The organism is Mucilaginibacter kameinonensis (assembly GCF_003675385.1).
Taxonomy (GTDB): Bacteria; Bacteroidota; Bacteroidia; order Sphingobacteriales; family Sphingobacteriaceae; genus Mucilaginibacter; species Mucilaginibacter kameinonensis.
In genome coordinates this window covers 315,423-331,396 of record NZ_RCWZ01000003.1, presented here as the reverse complement: position 1 = coordinate 331,396, position 15,974 = coordinate 315,423, and the positions used below count along the sequence as shown (strand labels likewise).

The following is a 15,974-nucleotide window of genomic DNA, read 5'->3' as shown; positions in this document are numbered from 1 at the left end:
CTTAACTTGTTTTTAATTTACCTAAGCCACCATCCATGCCGATAACCTGCCCGGTCATCCAGCTGGTCTCATCCGATAATAAAAATGCGATCAGCCGGCTGATATCTTCGGGTTGCCCTATCTTTCCTAAAGGATGGCGTTTAGCAGAGGCTTCCCGTTTTTCAGCTGTGCTCAACAAGGTTTGAGCGAGTGGTGTATCTGTTAACGACGGTGCAACCACGTTAGCCCGGACATGCTGAATAGCAAGCTCTGCTGCTAAAGAAAGGGCCATACCTTCAACCGCACCTTTTGCCGCTGCGATACTGGCATGGTATGGCATGCCTGTTTTGGCAGCGACAGAACTGATCAACACGATAGATGAACCGGCGGCATTTTTTATAGGCTTAATAGCTTGCCGGATCATTCGTGCTGCACCTAAAACATTCAGCTGGAAATCCTTCAAAAAGTCTTCATCGGTTAACCTATTGAACGGTTTCAGGGTGATGCTGCCAACCGAATAAACCAGGCCATGTAATTGCTCTGGAAGGAACATTTCTACCGCATCCAAATTTTCTAAAACGTCGGCTTTTAAAAAATGTATATCTTCCGGCCACTCGGCTGATGCCGATCTTGATATCGTATAAATATTGGCTTGCTGCTGATGAAGCAATTTAATCAGCGACAGGCCGATGCCGGAACTGCCACCGACTACCAGGATATTTTTTCCGTTGAAATTCATGATCCGATATACCTTAAAAATTCATTCTTAGTTTCGATATTTAAAAACTGCCCGCTATATTCAGCGGTAAGCGTGGTGCTGCCTGCGTCCCGAATGCCACGGCTGGATACGCAATGATGGTGCGCGTCTATGATAACCGCTACATCTTCCGTGCCCAATGCTTCTTTGAGCATATTGGCTATCTGCATGGTGAGCCTTTCCTGCACCTGCGGTCTTTGCGAACAATACTGAACAATCCTGTTAAGCTTTGATAAACCGATCACCTGCCCGTTACTGATATAGGCAACGTGGGCTTTACCTACAATAGGTACAAAGTGGTGCTCACAGTTACTAAATACAGCAATATTCCGTTCCACCAGCATCTGGTTATAGTTGAATGGATTTTTGAATAAGGTGGGTTTGGGTTTATTAGCGGGATTCAAGCCGCTGAAGATCTCCTTCACGTACATTTTAGCCACCCGCTTAGGCGTGTCTTTCAAACTGTCATCTTCCAGATCCATCCCCAAAGTTTCCATGATCGCTGTAAAATGTTTGGCAATCAGTTCCATTTTGGTATCATCGTCCAGTTCAAAAGCGTCAGGACGGAGAGGTGTGTCAAAGGGAGCATTATAATGATCCTGCTCCAGATCAGTTACCACCCGCGCTAAAGTTAAGTCATTCAATATTTCGTTTTTTATCATGAAATTGTTTTAACATAAGGTAAAGAGCTTTTGCTATTTATCGCCTTTCTCTGATTTTTAAACCAAGGGTAAAACCTCGCGCTTAAACCTGTATAGATCATTACATTTAATAAGATCAAATCCATGCCATAAAAGATATCCTCAACGGGAATGGTCAAAATACGTAAGCCTATAATATGTGCCGGGTTGTACCAAACTACCGGGTTTTCCAGGCCGGTGCCAGTTAGCAAACCATTCACAATGAGAAAAGGAAGTAACAACAGCAAATAAGCATTATAAAACATTGGCAGCCAGCTTGCTTTTGAAATAAACTGTGCGGTAAAAAGTAAGATAGCTAAAGCGGCGAAAGTATAACACGTGTAAAGTTGTTTATGAAAACAGATTGCCATAAATAAAGAAAGGGCTATTAGTAATGAGCTAATGATAATCTGATAACGGGCAGATATCTTTTTTTTGATCGTTACATTTAAACAAGCATAAGTGAACACGCATGAGTAAGGGATACAAAAAAAGAACAACACTTCTTCGACAGGCAAGTTACCGATGTAAATGCCTATGAGGTAAACAGGATTAAATCCCCATATTTTTAAGTGAGTGAAATACATATCCCAGGCAATAAATACTGCCCCTGTTATGAACATTGACGGGAAAAGTGAACGCCAGTTTTTATAAAACTTCAGGCTGGGATGAAATGAAAAAAGAAAGGGCACCAGCACTGAAAAAAGATCGATTAACAGATAAGTAAATCTCATGCCGGGTTATTTTTTGAAGTGTGACGGAAATATTTCCAGGATACCCATAACATACCAAAACTTTCGCCGTCATATTTACCCGTATGCTTATGGTGCATTTTATGCGCCCGGCGGATGGCTTTCAGGTAACGGTTCTCTGAATTACGCCACACTTTTATCCGCTGATGGATAAACAGGTCGTGTACAAAAAAGTAACAAGCGCCATAAAGCGTGATGCCTGTGCCGATACAAGTGCATACCGGCAAACGATATAGTGTTCCTGCTGCAAGACAGGCAATGCCTGGAAGCGCGAAGATCAGGAAGAACAAGTCATTACGTTCCAGAAAGCCGTAATGTTCTTTCAGGTGGTGATCACGGTGCAGCGGCCAGAAAATACCATGCATCACATATTTGTGGGTTAACCACGCCACACCTTCCATTCCTGAAAATGCAGTTAATACAATAGCAATGTTAATAAGCAAATTCATTTTAAATAATTTGACGGTATATTTCCAACACTTGTTCCAGGCATATTTTAAACCAGGCTGTATATTGCTCAGGCTGTTCCAATAATTCAAAACTTAACAGATCTGTATCTATATACCTGAAACCGGCCACTTCTGCAGGATTGGGCAACGGCAACTCATCACTGATGCCCATAAAAACATGATCGTATTCATTTTCGATTAACCCGTTCGCAAATTCATGTCGATAGCTGAACTGAAATAACTCGGTCAGTTCACAATCCATTCCCATTTCTTCCCGCAAACGTCTATGAGCGGCATCCGGCGTAAATTCATATGCACGCGGATGACTGCAGCACGTGTTAGTCCAAAGTCCGCCGGAATGGTATTTATCCAACGCTCTTTGCTGAAGCAGCAACTGACCTTTGCTGTTGAATACAAAAACGGAGAAGGCGCGGTGCAGCGTTCCCGATATGTGAGCCTCCATCTTATCTATTTCACCAATAGCGTTACCGGCTGTATCAACTATAATTATGTTATCTTCCAATTGTTATTTATTTAGGTTACCAGATCTTTCATCATGGATTAAAGCACATTCAACTTGTACCTTACCAGTGAATCAAACATTAAATAAAACTTGTGCCCGTTTGATACCCGTATCCTTTCCGACATTACTTTTTCGGCCGGTACTTTCGCTATCTTCCCGAATAGTTTCTTATAATAAACGTAAGCCAGGTAAACACCCTTGCGGCAGGAACGTGGCAACTCCCTGATCCCTTCCAGGGCTTCGTTAAGTTCTGAAAGAATATCCTGTTCTATAGCACGCTTGTTCTCGTCTGAAAATGCAGACAGGTCAACATCCGGAAAGTAGGTGCGATTCAGTTGCTCATAGTCAGCGTTTACATCCCTTAGAAAATTGACTTTTTGAAAAGCCGATCCCAATTTCATCGCAGGGATTCTCAAGCGCTCAAATTCGGCCTGATTGCCATTGGTGAATACGTGCAGGCACATCAGTCCGACTACCTGGGCAGAACCCATTATATATTGCTGGTATTTTTCTGCATTATAAGATTGTTCACCAAGGTCCATCTCCATGCTGTTCAAAAACTGTATGATCAGATTGTGATTGATTTTGAATTGGTTGACAACCTGTTGAAATGAATTAATTACCGGGTTAATACTGATGCCACGCTCGATAGCGGTAAAGGTGTCAGCCTTTAACTCTGCCAGCATAAGTGATTTTGGATAATTATGGAAACTGTCCACGATTTCGTCGGCTAATCTTACAAAGCCGTAAATCGCGTGTATGGGATGACGTACCTCCTTGTTAAGAAATAATATCCCCAGGGAAAAGCTGGTACTATAAAGCCGGGTTGTTTCCCTGCTGCAAGTAGCAGATAAGATATCAAATCGTTCTTTCATTTATGGTTAAGATATTGTATGAGCAATTGAGCGGAAACCTTACCCGAAATAATTGAAGGTGGTACTCCCGGCCCTGGAACGGTAAGTTGCCCGGCATAAAAAAGATTCTTTACCTTTTTATTTTTGATGGAAGGTTTAAGGTGCGCGGTTTGCATTAATGTGTTGGCCAGGCCGTAAGCATTCCCTTTAAAGGAATTGTAATCTGTCTTGAAATCTTTTACACAGTAGCTTTTCTTATAGTCAAGTGCGGTTCTGATCGATACACCAGTATAATCTTCCAAACGTTCCATAATTAACCCGAAATATTCCGTTCTCAATGCCTCGGTATCTGCTATACCCGGTGCAAGCGGCATGAGGATGAATAGATTTTCATGTCCGTCGGGGGCTACGCTATCATCTGATTTTGAGGGGCAGCAAACGTAAAAAAGCGGTTTTGTCGGCCATTTTGGGTCTTTGTAAATTTCTGTAGCATGCAGCTTTAAATCCGCATCAAAAAACAAAGTGTGGTGTTCAAGTTTTTCGATCTTAAGATTTACACCTAAATAGAAGATCAGGCTCGAAGGAGCCATTATCCTTTTTTCCCAATAATCATCGCTATAGTTCCTGTTAGCTTTATCGAGTAATTGATGCTCCACATGATGGTAGTCTGCAGAGGCAATAACACCATCGTAATCGCTCTCGCCATGTTTACTGCCTACCTTTTTGATCTTTTGCTTCGCAACCTGCAGATGGCTTACTGGTGAATTGGTATGAAAAACTACGCCTTGTGCATCGCATACTTTTTGCATCGCTTCGATGACTTTACCAAATCCACCTTTAGGGTACCAGGTGCCAAGTTTAAGCCCCGCATAATTCATCAGGCTGTATAAGGCCGGGGTATCTTCCGGCATCGCGCCCAAAAAAAGCACGGGAAATTCCATCAGGGTGATTAAGCGCGAATCCTTGAAAAACCGCCGTACATGTTTGGCGAAAGAGTTGAACACCTGTAGCTTAAATGCACCTTTAATAAGATCCCAGTCGGCAAATTCCAATAAAGACAATCCGGGTTTGTGTACCAGCTTATTCATGCCTGCGCGATATTTATAGGCTGCTTCTTCTAAGAAAAGTTTAAGCTGGATGGAACTTCCGGACTCTATCGATTCAAACAGCGTCTCTAAAGCAGCGTAGTCCGCAGGTACATTTAACACATCGCTTTTTCCGAAGACAATAGTGAACCCGGGATCAAGTTGTTTTAATTCATAAAAATCGGACGCTTTATAACCGAAATCATTGAAGAAGTTCTCAAACACTTCCGGCATCCAGTACCAGCTCGGACCCATATCAAACGTGTAACCTTCCTCAACCATTTGACGGGAGCGGCCTCCTATTTCAATGTTTTTTTCATAAACATTGACGCGGTGCCCTGCTTTGGCTAAATAGGCGGCTGCACTCAGGCCGGAAAATCCGGAACCTATTACAGCAACAGAAGATTTTTTAACAGGAATAGTGTGATCAATATGCTTTGGTTTTAACATTTGGTATTTAAGGAAACAGGTTAATTTGAATTGTTAAATCAAATATAATTCAATTATATACTATATTTTCGTAAATGGTATATTTTTGTATTAATTCAGAAAGGTTTTAAATTACCTTTTCTGAAAACATTTTTAATTGATGATCTTACTGTTAGCTAGTAGCTTTGCAACCAAAGTCAGTGAGATATTAGGTAAGCTATCCTGTTTAGGCACGACATGACCGCGCGGCAAAGCCAATCCCAATCAAAACATAAGATTATACGGCCATTACAGCCACTTAATTTTTTAAGGCGGACATGCAAGCAGGAATAGCTCCGTTTTTGAGTATATTCTTGCTGGTCCACAGTTGGCGAGGCGGTCCTGTCGGCACCGTGATGGCCATTGGCGCATTAGGTAGTTAGCAAAGGCGTTTCCTGAGCAGTTTTACCTTGGTTGCAGGATTGTTTTTTCTTGTAGAAAGGGCTGAATAAAACCGGCCTTACGTAAATGTATTATGGCTCGTCGCCCTCCGGCGAGCAGGCCTGACCGAGAATAGCGAAGCGGAGGCTGAAAGCGAGGAAGAAGATGACGAATAAAATTAAATCTGAAAAATAATCACTAAATGTAACACGTCTTTCGACTTTCTTCTTTCTTATTGCGTGTTTGTTAAACAATAAACTCAACTTTCTGATTTTTTGTACGTAATATGCTTAAAATCAGAAGAGGAGAAGTAAGTGTCAGAAAGGCTTTTAAGCTCGCAAATTGAGTTATTAAAAAAAGAGGTCTGCTTTAAAGCAGGCCTGCAATCGGTAGGAGTTGCAGATATAGCGTCACTTACCAGTCAAATTAAAAAGGAAACAAACCTTGATTTGGCCCAGGTTACGTTGAGTAGGTTGTTTGGCCTTACAGCGGGATAATTCGGGCCATCCATGTTTACACTTCATATATTGTCTGTTTACTGCGGATGGGGGAGTTGGGATAATTTCCTACAAGCAAATACTTTTTAAATTATCGAACTATTTATATGAATCATTGTTAACCCCTTCATGCAACACGAAAATACGAAGACGAAATACAGTGACACCGAATTAGATGAGTTCAAAACATTGATCAAAAATAAGATCAATATGGCACGCGGAGAACTGCAGGACCTGGTTGGGACGCTTAGCGCGTCCAATTCAAACGGTGATGATGCCGCGATAGCCGGGAAAACGCTGGAAGATGGTTCGGCTACTTTTGAGAAGGAACAAATTAACCAATTGGCCGGACGGCAGAAGAAGTTTATTGAGCAGTTGGAAGCTGCGCTGACGCGCATCGAAAACAAGACCTATGGCATTTGCCGCTCTACCGGTAAACTGATCCCCAAAGAACGTCTGCGTGCTGTGCCGCACACTACCCAAAGTATGGAAGCAAAACTTAAACAGGCATGAGTTCGGCATTTGTAAAGGAAGGTGAGGCAAGGCATCTCAAGGATGTAGCACCAAACCTTGGCGCGTTGTTGTTATTTTTGCGAATAGAGAATAACGGCACGGTTATCCGCGATGAAAAAATGTACTTTAGCCAAAACCTTGACCGTGATGTTTATGAAATGAGCGACGGCCTTATCTATGCGCTGGACGATGAGAATCACTGGTATATTATCCTCGACTGATGAAAGGAAAATTCTTTGGTGGTACCAGCGGTTTGCAGATTGACATGCCGAAACGTGATTTTCTGCCAGAATACAGCCACCTATCCAGGTTGGGATATTATTCTTTAAAAGAAAACAGTGTCGAAATTAATAGCTCATTCTATAAAATTCCTCAGGCTAAAACCATTGCTCGCTGGACCACAGAAGTAAGTGAAGGTTTTCGTTTCACTTTTAAACTGTGGAGAGGGATTACCCATGAAAAGAACCTGTTTTTTAACCCGCAGGAAGTCAGCCGTTTTATGGACGCGATCCGGTTACCAAAATCTCAACAGGGATGCTTGTTAGTTCAGTTCCCACCCAGCCTGCACGCAAACGCTTTACCTCAGCTGGAAAAATTATTGGATATGTTAAGTACTGACACATGGCCCATAGCTGTAGAGTTTCGTCATTCTTCCTGGTATAGGGACAATGTATTTGAATTATTAAACCGCTATGGTGCCGCGATGGTGCTACAGGATATGCCTAAATCGGCTGCACCAATGGAGATCACAGCTAATGAATTAGTATATGTCCGTTTCCATGGTCCATCCGGTAATTATAAGGGAAGTTATACAGAAAGTTTTCTCATCGAATATGCCGCTTATATCAGCGAATGGCGGGAGGAGGGCAAAACAATTTATGTTTACTTTAATAATACAGCCGGGGCAGCCTTAGAAAATCTACATTTATTAAAACGCTTGCTTGCTGAACAAAACAATTAAGAACTCTTGGATGGGAACGGTAGAATCAATTATTATAGTTCGAATGATAATTTGATGTTCATTTCAACTACTAAATCCTTGAGCACCTCTCGTCCGCTTAGCCACCACCTTAACCGGTTTATCCTTCGGATCTCCTGTCTGTACTTCAACAGATATCTGATAGGTAAATAAGTGGTGATTAAAATATAGGGTATTTATCCCCAATAATATGCGTTTTTATGCACGCATGTAAAAATCCCTAAACCGAACTTTGGTGTAAGCAGAGAAACTGCCGTTTTGCCCACGTTTACCTCAAAAACAATAATGCCGTTCTTAGATTATGTATTGCAAACTCCATCATACGGTTGGAAAGACGCAGCCGGGGCTCTGGTTAAGCCAACTGCCGGTCAGATTCTAAAAGAGTTTTTTTTTAGGTTAAACCTGTTCAATACCCGTAAAAATTGGCTACCCGTATTTAGTTGGCTGAAAGTAATTTGCCTATCCGCCTTTTTCGTGATGTTTTTAATTTATTATTTAAACTGGTGGACCTTACTGGCAGCCTTTGCATATGGAATGATCATTATGGGCACGCATGGTACTATATGGCATCATAGATACTGTACGCATGGCGCTTATAAGTTTCGTAATAACTTCTGGCGTTTCGTGACACAAAATCTGACGATTAACGTAATTCCTGAAGAAATCTATGTTATATCTCATCACGTTCATCATTCCAAATCAGACCAGCCCGGCGATCCTTATAACGCACAGGCGGGTTTTCTTTATTGCTTTTTGGCAGATGTTAATCATCAGCCGATTGCTAAAAATTTAAGTGAACGCGATTACAACAGGGTAAAATCACTCATGAAACATACCGGGGTTAAAGCCAATAACTATACACAATACCGGCAATGGGGCTCTTATGAGAATCCTTACCGGGCGATTTTATCATGGATATTGAACTGGGGTTTCTGGTATGGAACTTTTTACTTGCTGGGTGGCAATGCACTTGCATTTAGCTTGTTTGGAGCGGCGGGTTTTTGGGCGGTTGGTGTACGTACTTTTAATTTTGATGGCCACGCCAAAGGAAGGGATAAACAACGTGAAGGAACGGACTACAATCAAAATGATAAATCAATCAATCAGTTATGGCCGGGTTTAGTAGCAGGCGAATGGCACAATAACCATCATTTATATCCCAAGAGCGCACGTAGCGGTTTTAAACCGCATCAGGTAGATTTAGCCTGGTATTATATCAAAATAATGTATTGGCTGGGTGCGGTTAAAGATTATAGGGATAACAAAAAGCAATTTTATGAACGTTATTATCTGCCTCACAAAAATGCCAAACTGAACCAGTAAAATATTATTAGCCAAACCATCCAAATCAACGCCTTGTGAATCAACCTGCAAAAAATCAAATAACATCTATCTCAATCCTGAAACAGGATTTGCTTCATAGCTTTTTTATTGATCATTTAAGCCGGATCTATTGCGCAAAATCACATCTGTTTGAGCGATTGCCTGAACTTGCAGATCAGGCTCATTTTAAAGATTTAAAGCATGCAGTTTTAGAAACCTGGGAAAATATAGGTAAACAGATAGCCCGGATTGAGGAGATATTTACTTTACTTGACGAGACGCCTTCATTAAAAGACTGTGAGGAGTTGATTGCGTTTATGGAATCAGGTTTTTCGGATATCTATCATAAAAAGGGAGAAACTATCCTACGCGATCTCTCGATATTATTTTATATGTATGTTATTGAAAGTGTGGAACTTGCATCTTTTCAATTATTGCAAATAGCTGCTGTAAAGTTGCCAGATAAACAAATCCAACAGTTGTTGAGGGAAAACTTCGATGAATCAAAAGCCGTCCGCTGTCTGTTTGTCGAGCTAAGCGCTCGGTTTATAAATTAAATCAATTGTTAAAAGGAATCATTAAAAGCAATGTCGGGGATTAATAAAATTATCCTGGTAGGGTACGTAGGGGAAGACCCGACGATTCGTTACGTTGATCCAAACGTAGCAGTCACCAGTTTTATTTTAATTACCGCTGAGCGTACAGTTAAAAACGGTATCAAAACCGAGCATACCGAATGTCATCATATTGTGATGTTGCGAGCTGCGGCAGAGCATGCATTCAAAGTATTAGCAAAAGGTAAATTGATTTGCGTGGAAGGTAAACTTCAAACGCTTTTTTTGGAAGATTCTTCAGGCCTGAAGAAGGTCACCAAGATTGTTGCTCTGGATTTCAGGCTGTTGGATAGAAACAGCGATTTTGAATATATGCCTGACAGAAAAGGCGTATGAAAAAAAGATGGCGAAATGCCCGGATCTCAGATGCCAGCCTCTGTCTGCTGGTACGTTACGGTGGGAAAAAAAGCGCTGAGACGCTGTATGAGGCCTATGCTAATTTCCTTTTCTTAAGCATCATTCGCATAGTACACGACAGGAAGTTGGCGGAGCAACTTCTTGAGGACACCTTCAAAAAAGTTTGGTCCTCAATGTCCGAGTATGATATAGATATCGAACCAATTTATTCCTGGATGAACACAATAGCCAGGGGTTTAGCGAAGAAAGCTTTATTGACTGTAAATAAATGAAAGTAATACCCCAAATATTCAAACCGGAAAACGACAGGGTAGTAGTGATCGGCACTTCTGTCGGAGGAATGAGTGCTTCTATCAAATTATTACAACAACTTCCAACCGACTTTCCGGCTCATATTCTGATGGTACAGCACATGTCTGGCGATGCATCTGGTGATGCCCTTTTGAAGGCCTTGAACGATAGGATTAAACTTAAATGGATTCATGCAACGCAAGAATTGATCCGCTTTTCAGGTCAGCTGCAGTAGCTTTTGGCAACCGGGCGAACGGTATCGTGCTTACAGGGTATCTGGATGACGGTACAGCCGGCTTAATAGCTATTAGACGCTGTGGTGGTACCTGCATGATACCGGCCCCAATGGCGCTGAATTCACCATATGCCACAAAACGCTTTAATCCATGTAAAAACAATTTATTGCCTGCCAATAGCAAAAATGGCCTTTGCAGTGATGAAAATACTGGCGGCCCGGTAAAAAAGCAAGGAAGATCCCTAAAGATATTCAACTGGAATTTAAGATAGCCGAGCGAGTGCTCAGCGACCTTGCTGCAGTTAATGAATTGGGTGATCAGGTACCTTTAAATTGTCCTGGTTGCACTGGCATATTATGGAAAATTAAAAGAGGCTCATTTTTTCGGTATCGATGCCATGCCGGTCAGGCTTACACTGCGGCAACTTTAGTTGCAGAGCAAACTAATAAAATAGAGGAAACTATGTAGGTAGCGTTACGCATGTTTGAGGAGCGACGAAACCTGCTTACTACGCTTGCTAAAGGGCAAACGGGAGCTTCGGCACGTTCTGCGGAAGAGCGCGCTGCTTTATCACAGGCACATATCGACAGTATCCGGGCAATTTTATTGGCTGATGATAAGGCTACTAAACGCGATCTGCCTTCATAGCCTGTTTTAGATCGGTGTAAAGTAGCATATTGATCCGGATTATAATTACCTTTAGCCTTAAACAAACCAGGCAGGAAACAGATGGTCAAATCAAGAAAAGCTGTCGCGCCGGAAATTGCTCAAAAAAAAAAGCCGGTAAAAGCTGCAAGTAAGAAGTCGAAATCGTTTCCTGTTATCGCCATCGGTGGTTCAGCGGGTTCATTTTCTGCCTACGAAAAGTTTTTCGCACACATGCCTGCCGATAGCGGTATGGCCATTGTGCTTATTATGCACCTTGATCCCTTGCACAAAAGCCAGCTTTCTGAGGTGATGCAACGCTATACGGTTATCCCGGTGGTTGAAGCTATCGATGGTTTAACAATCGAGCCGGATCACATTTATATCATCCCGTCCAATAAGGATATGGGTATCCACAACGGCAGGCTCCTGTTATTGGCCGCGTCAAAACCCGAAGGTATCAGGCAGCCGATCGATTATTTTTTTCAGAGCCTGGCTAATGACCAATGGGGCAGATCGGTAGCTGTAGTTCTTTCGGGGATGGGGGCTGACGGGGAAACCGGTCTCCGGATGATTAAAGAGAACCTTGGAATGACTATTGCACAGGATCCGGGAACCGCCGACTATGACAGCATGCCCTTAGCAGCGATAGGCACCAACCTGGTTGATTATGTGCTTGCACCGGAGGAAATGCCTTCAAAGATCATTCAGTACCTTAACCACCCGGTAATTGCAGGGGAAGCTGATGACGACTCGAAAACCTCGCTGAAAAACAATAATGCCATCCAAAAAATATTGATGTTGCTGCGTTCGCATACTGGTAATGATTTTGCACTCTATAAAAAAAGTACAATTACACGTCGCATCGAACGGAGGATTGCTTATTACCAGTTTACAGACTACACGCAATACGCCGGTTATCTCAAAGACAACCCGGAGGAAATTGACAATTTGTTTAATGAACTACTCATCGGTGTAACTAAATTTTTCAGGGATGCCAACGCTTTTGAGTCATTAAAACAATGGCTGAATGAACTGATCCGGCAAAAAAAAGACGATGAGTCTATACGTGTATGGATAGCAGGATGCTCTACAGGAGAGGAGGCGTATTCTGTTGCTATACTGCTGCTTGAATGTCTGAATGCTGTTAAACGCAAGATTGTACCGAAGATCCAGGTTTACGCTACTGATCTTGATCCTGCAGCACTGGAGCACGCGCGATTGGGCGTTTATCACGAAAATATAGTGGCCGAAATATCTCCGGAACGGCTTAGGAAATTTTTTACCCGTGAAGAAGACCGTTACCGTGTAAAAAAAGAATTGAGAGACTTGATCGTATTTGCACAACAAAACCTGATCAAAGATCCGCCTTTTATCAAGCTCGACCTGCTTTGCTGCCGCAATATGCTCATTTACTTTACACCTGAGCTTCAGAAAAAGATCATTCCCTTATTCCACTATGCCCTTAAACCAAACGGGATCATGTTCATGGGGCCGGCCGAAACCATTGGCGGCTTTACAGATATGTTCCGCTCGCTGGATCCTAAATGGAAATTATTTGGACGGCAGGAAGGTAAGGTCATGCTGAATGATATGGTCAGTTTTCCATATCATACCACCCAACAACCATTACACACCATTAAACCTCATGAAGTGACCATCAACAAGCTAAAGCGCTCTTTTTCAGATATTTTCAATAAAGCATTGATCGATAAATTCCTGCCGCCATCGGTGTTGGTTAATGAAAAAGGTGATATCCTGTATAATAACGGAAATACCGGGAAATACCTTGAACTACCCCGCGGAGAAACGGTAGCAAACAATATTATAAAATTAGCCCGCGAAGAACTTAAATACACGTTGTCCAGCAGTTTACAGCAAGCTCTTTTAAACGAAGATACCCAAATAAGGGAACTCATAACTTTAAAGGATGGCAAAAACAGCCACTTGGTCAGTATACGGGTCACGGCTGTAAGAGAAAATGAAATGCCTGCATTAGTCATGTTTGTGTTTGAAGATCAGGGGCTGATCGAAACAAATAGAAAAGGAAATCACTTATCATCATCCGCAGACGGAAATGCAGTTACTGAGGCACTAAAGAAAGAGTTGGTTTACACAAAGCAACAACTTACAACTACCGTGGAGGAGATGGAAAGCTCGATAGAAAAACTCAGACTAAGTAATGAGGAATTGCAGAGTACAAACGAAGAACTCCAAAGCACCAATGAAGAATCGCTGACAACGAAAGAAGAAATGCAGTCCTTAAACGAAGAGCTGATGACTGTGAACAGCCAGTACCAGCTAAAAGCGGAAGAACTAACCAGGCTCAATAATGATATAAAAAACCTGTTGGATGCCACAGAGGTTTGTACATTATTTCTTGACAACGAACTGAATATTCTTCGTTACACCCCACAGGCACGTCATTTGTTTAACCTCATTCCGAGTGATGTTGGCCGGCCCATCAGCCATGTAGTTTCTAATTTTGAGCAGCCTGTTAATGAAAATGATATCCGTGATGTGATAGACAAGCTGACCATCAAGGTGATGGACTTGCGTACAAAAGATAACGAATGGTACCGTATGCGGATCATGCCATACCGCACGCTGGATAACTACATTTCGGGCGCTGTATTAACAATGACCCCAATATCTGATTTCAAACAAATGGAGTCCAACCTCAAGGTTCTTAAAGACTATGCTGCGACAATATTAGACGAGTTTCCCGAGGCTATTCTGCAAATGGACAAGAATTTTCAAATTTCAGGCGCAAATACCATGGCCCTGAAGTTGTTTAAAATAACCTACCATGACCTAAAGGGAAAAAATGCTGTCGAGTTTTTAAAGAAACTATGGAAAACAGAAGAACCCGGACAGTTGTTAAAAAAATGTTTAGATGAACGGAAAGAATTGTCGGCGGCAATACCTACCAAGACCGGACAGCCTAAAATATACCAGCTAAACGCCCGCCCATTTTTCGAGCAAACCGAGACAACGCCTTTAATTGTTTTAAGGATTAATGAAAATCAAGACAGCGCATATTGATTTGATAAATGCAACAAGCGAAGTTTCGCTGAATGAATTGCGCCTGCAAAAAGTGCTTGAAGAGTTGCATTTGCACCAGGCAGAACTGGAAATGCAGAATGATGAACTCCGTATTGCCAATGAAAAGCTGGAACTTCAGCAGCTTAAGTTTTCAGGTATTTATGACCTGGCACCGATTGGTTATTATATCCTGAACAAAGAAGGCCTTGTTAGTGAGGTGAACAATGCGGGTATATTGTTATTGGAAACGGGGAAGGGAAATGTTATCGGTAACAGGCTGCAAAGTTTCGTAGCTCCTGAATATCGCGATGTCTACCATGTTTTTTTTCGCGAACTGATCAATAGCGGGAAAAAACAAAGTCGCCAGTTAAAAATGCTTTCCAGAAAAGGGCGTGAATTTTACGTTCAAATGGAAGGCATATTAGTTGCAGCAGTTCGAAGCCTGTCGATACAATGTGATATTGCTGTAATAGATATCACAGAGCGGGTTGAAGCGGAAAAGGTTTTGGCCAAAACAAAGGAGCGGCTGGAGTTGGCCCTTGAAGCTTCGTCGTCGGGTACATGGGAGCTGGAACTGGACACAATGAAATTTTATCTTGACGAGTTTAATTACCAAACCTGCGCCATACCTGGCGGAAGATTTGACGGTCGATATCAGACATTTATCGGCCTGATCCACCCGGATGATCGTCTTGATGTAGACCACCAGTTCCGCGTAGCGCTTAATAATCAGCAATCCATCGATCTGGTTTGCCGTTTTGATAATCAAAGTGGTAATACCCGTTTTGCAAGTATTCGCGGCCATGTGATTATTGAACCCGGGCACCCAAACCGCTTTGTAGGGATCATGATGGATATCACGGCCAAAAAAGACCTCGAACAGGAAGCAATACGAATTAAGCAAGAGCAGCAAAGAAATATAGCACTTGCAACTATTCATGCTGAAGAAAATGAACGGTCACGAATCAGTGAAGCTTTACATGACGGTGTAAGCCAGCTTTTGTATGGTATCAGGATTAAATTGGGTACGGTACTGGATTCAGGCTCTCCGGTGGAGGAGATGCGGGATGTTTACAAACTGCTTGATATGGCCGTTTTGGAGACGAGGAATATTTCCTTTGAACTGGCTCCCGCAATATTGAATGATTTTGGATTACGGGCTACGGTAGAGGAAATGGCCCGGCGTTTAACTACGCCCAAAATGCTGATAAAAACCAGGCTCACGAGACTGAACGAACGGATGGCGTTACCTGTAGAATCCAATATATTCAGGATATTGCAGGAACTCGTTAATAATGCGATGAAACATTCTGAGGCAAATTTGATTACCATTGAAGTAAAAAAAAATAAGCGCGTTGAATTATCTGTATCAGATAACGGTAAAGGCTTTAAAATAGTAAAGCCGGAAGATATTGCCTCCGGTTCGGGACTTAGCAGCATTAGGAACAGGTTAAGTTTGTATAATGGAAGCATCGATATTGATTCTAAACCCGGCATAGGCACATTAATAAAAGTTACACTCGAAATAAGACCTGAATAATTCCAA

At 42.1% G+C, this 15,974-nt stretch carries 18 protein-coding genes and 1 pseudogene; 12 read left to right on the top strand and 7 right to left on the bottom strand.

Annotated elements, in window-relative coordinates:
* Position 1: 1 nt before the first annotated feature.
* From EAH55_RS14570 to EAH55_RS14540, 7 genes are read right to left on the bottom strand one after another with little or no spacing between them, the layout of a single operon-like run.
* Positions 2 to 718, bottom strand: coding sequence for an SDR family NAD(P)-dependent oxidoreductase (locus EAH55_RS14570; protein ID WP_121810316.1), 717 nt, complete (start codon positions 716 to 718; stop codon positions 2 to 4).
* Positions 715 to 1,398, bottom strand: a complete 684-nt coding sequence (gene folE, locus EAH55_RS14565; protein ID WP_121810315.1) for a GTP cyclohydrolase I FolE — start codon at positions 1,396 to 1,398, stop codon at positions 715 to 717. Before folE ends, EAH55_RS14570 begins: the two co-directional genes overlap by 4 nt.
* On the bottom strand, positions 1,395 to 2,150 hold the full coding sequence (locus EAH55_RS14560) for a lycopene cyclase domain-containing protein (RefSeq protein WP_121810314.1): 756 nt from the start codon (positions 2,148 to 2,150) through the stop codon (positions 1,395 to 1,397). The genes folE and EAH55_RS14560 overlap by 4 nt, the downstream gene beginning before the upstream one ends.
* On the bottom strand, positions 2,147 to 2,617 hold the full coding sequence (locus tag EAH55_RS14555; protein WP_121810313.1) for a sterol desaturase family protein: 471 nt from the start codon (positions 2,615 to 2,617) through the stop codon (positions 2,147 to 2,149). Before EAH55_RS14555 ends, EAH55_RS14560 begins: the two co-directional genes overlap by 4 nt.
* A gap of 1 nt (position 2,618) precedes the next feature.
* Positions 2,619 to 3,140, bottom strand: coding sequence for an isopentenyl-diphosphate Delta-isomerase (gene idi, locus EAH55_RS14550; RefSeq protein WP_121810312.1), 522 nt, complete (start codon positions 3,138 to 3,140; stop codon positions 2,619 to 2,621).
* Positions 3,141 to 3,178: 38 nt separating this feature from the next.
* Entirely contained in the window at positions 3,179 to 4,015 is an 837-nt protein-coding gene (locus EAH55_RS14545) for a phytoene/squalene synthase family protein (RefSeq protein ID WP_091221228.1), read from the bottom strand.
* The gene (locus EAH55_RS14540; RefSeq protein WP_121810311.1) at positions 4,012 to 5,529 is read right to left on the bottom strand and encodes a phytoene desaturase family protein; all 1,518 of its coding nucleotides are present in this window, start codon (positions 5,527 to 5,529) and stop codon (positions 4,012 to 4,014) included. Before EAH55_RS14540 ends, EAH55_RS14545 begins: the two co-directional genes overlap by 4 nt.
* Before the next feature lie 713 nt (positions 5,530 to 6,242).
* On the opposite strand from EAH55_RS14540, the gene EAH55_RS14535 reads away from it, so the two are divergent.
* The 12 genes and pseudogenes from EAH55_RS14535 (at position 6,243) to EAH55_RS14485 (ending at position 15,968) form a co-directional block, all read left to right on the top strand.
* Complete coding sequence (locus tag EAH55_RS14535; protein WP_121810310.1) at positions 6,243 to 6,425, top strand: hypothetical protein; 183 nt, start codon at positions 6,243 to 6,245, stop codon at positions 6,423 to 6,425.
* Positions 6,426 to 6,554: 129 nt separating this feature from the next.
* On the top strand, positions 6,555 to 6,938 hold the full coding sequence (locus EAH55_RS14530) for a TraR/DksA family transcriptional regulator (RefSeq protein WP_121810309.1): 384 nt from the start codon (positions 6,555 to 6,557) through the stop codon (positions 6,936 to 6,938).
* Positions 6,935 to 7,159, top strand: a complete 225-nt coding sequence (locus EAH55_RS14525; RefSeq protein ID WP_121810308.1) for a hypothetical protein — start codon at positions 6,935 to 6,937, stop codon at positions 7,157 to 7,159. Before EAH55_RS14530 ends, EAH55_RS14525 begins: the two co-directional genes overlap by 4 nt.
* Positions 7,159 to 7,899 carry a DUF72 domain-containing protein gene (locus EAH55_RS14520; protein WP_121810307.1) on the top strand — a complete coding sequence of 247 codons (741 nt, stop codon included), beginning with the start codon at positions 7,159 to 7,161 and terminating at the stop codon, positions 7,897 to 7,899. Before EAH55_RS14525 ends, EAH55_RS14520 begins: the two co-directional genes overlap by 1 nt.
* Positions 7,900 to 8,202: 303 nt before the next feature.
* Entirely contained in the window at positions 8,203 to 9,240 is a 1,038-nt protein-coding gene (locus tag EAH55_RS14515; RefSeq protein ID WP_121810306.1) for a fatty acid desaturase, read from the top strand.
* A gap of 35 nt (positions 9,241 to 9,275) precedes the next feature.
* Complete coding sequence (locus EAH55_RS14510) at positions 9,276 to 9,797, top strand: DUF892 family protein (protein ID WP_121810305.1); 522 nt, start codon at positions 9,276 to 9,278, stop codon at positions 9,795 to 9,797.
* Positions 9,798 to 9,827: 30 nt separating this feature from the next.
* The gene (locus EAH55_RS14505) at positions 9,828 to 10,190 is read left to right on the top strand and encodes a single-stranded DNA-binding protein (RefSeq protein ID WP_121810304.1); all 363 of its coding nucleotides are present in this window, start codon (positions 9,828 to 9,830) and stop codon (positions 10,188 to 10,190) included.
* A complete protein-coding gene (locus EAH55_RS14500; protein ID WP_121810303.1) occupies positions 10,187 to 10,483 on the top strand; it encodes an RNA polymerase sigma factor in 297 nt (98 codons plus the stop codon). Before EAH55_RS14505 ends, EAH55_RS14500 begins: the two co-directional genes overlap by 4 nt.
* A pseudogene (locus tag EAH55_RS31270) lies at positions 10,480 to 11,009 on the top strand (chemotaxis protein CheB). The gene EAH55_RS14500 and the pseudogene EAH55_RS31270 overlap by 4 nt, the downstream one beginning before the upstream one ends.
* Positions 11,010 to 11,218: 209 nt before the next feature.
* Positions 11,219 to 11,386, top strand: a complete 168-nt coding sequence (locus EAH55_RS31265) for a hypothetical protein (RefSeq protein WP_244228202.1) — start codon at positions 11,219 to 11,221, stop codon at positions 11,384 to 11,386.
* An 81-nt stretch (positions 11,387 to 11,467) separates the two neighbouring features.
* Positions 11,468 to 14,428, top strand: a complete 2,961-nt coding sequence (locus tag EAH55_RS14490) for a CheR family methyltransferase (RefSeq protein WP_121810302.1) — start codon at positions 11,468 to 11,470, stop codon at positions 14,426 to 14,428.
* A complete protein-coding gene (locus EAH55_RS14485) occupies positions 14,403 to 15,968 on the top strand; it encodes a PAS domain-containing sensor histidine kinase (RefSeq protein WP_121810301.1) in 1,566 nt (521 codons plus the stop codon). Before EAH55_RS14490 ends, EAH55_RS14485 begins: the two co-directional genes overlap by 26 nt.
* Positions 15,969 to 15,974: the final 6 nt, after the last annotated feature.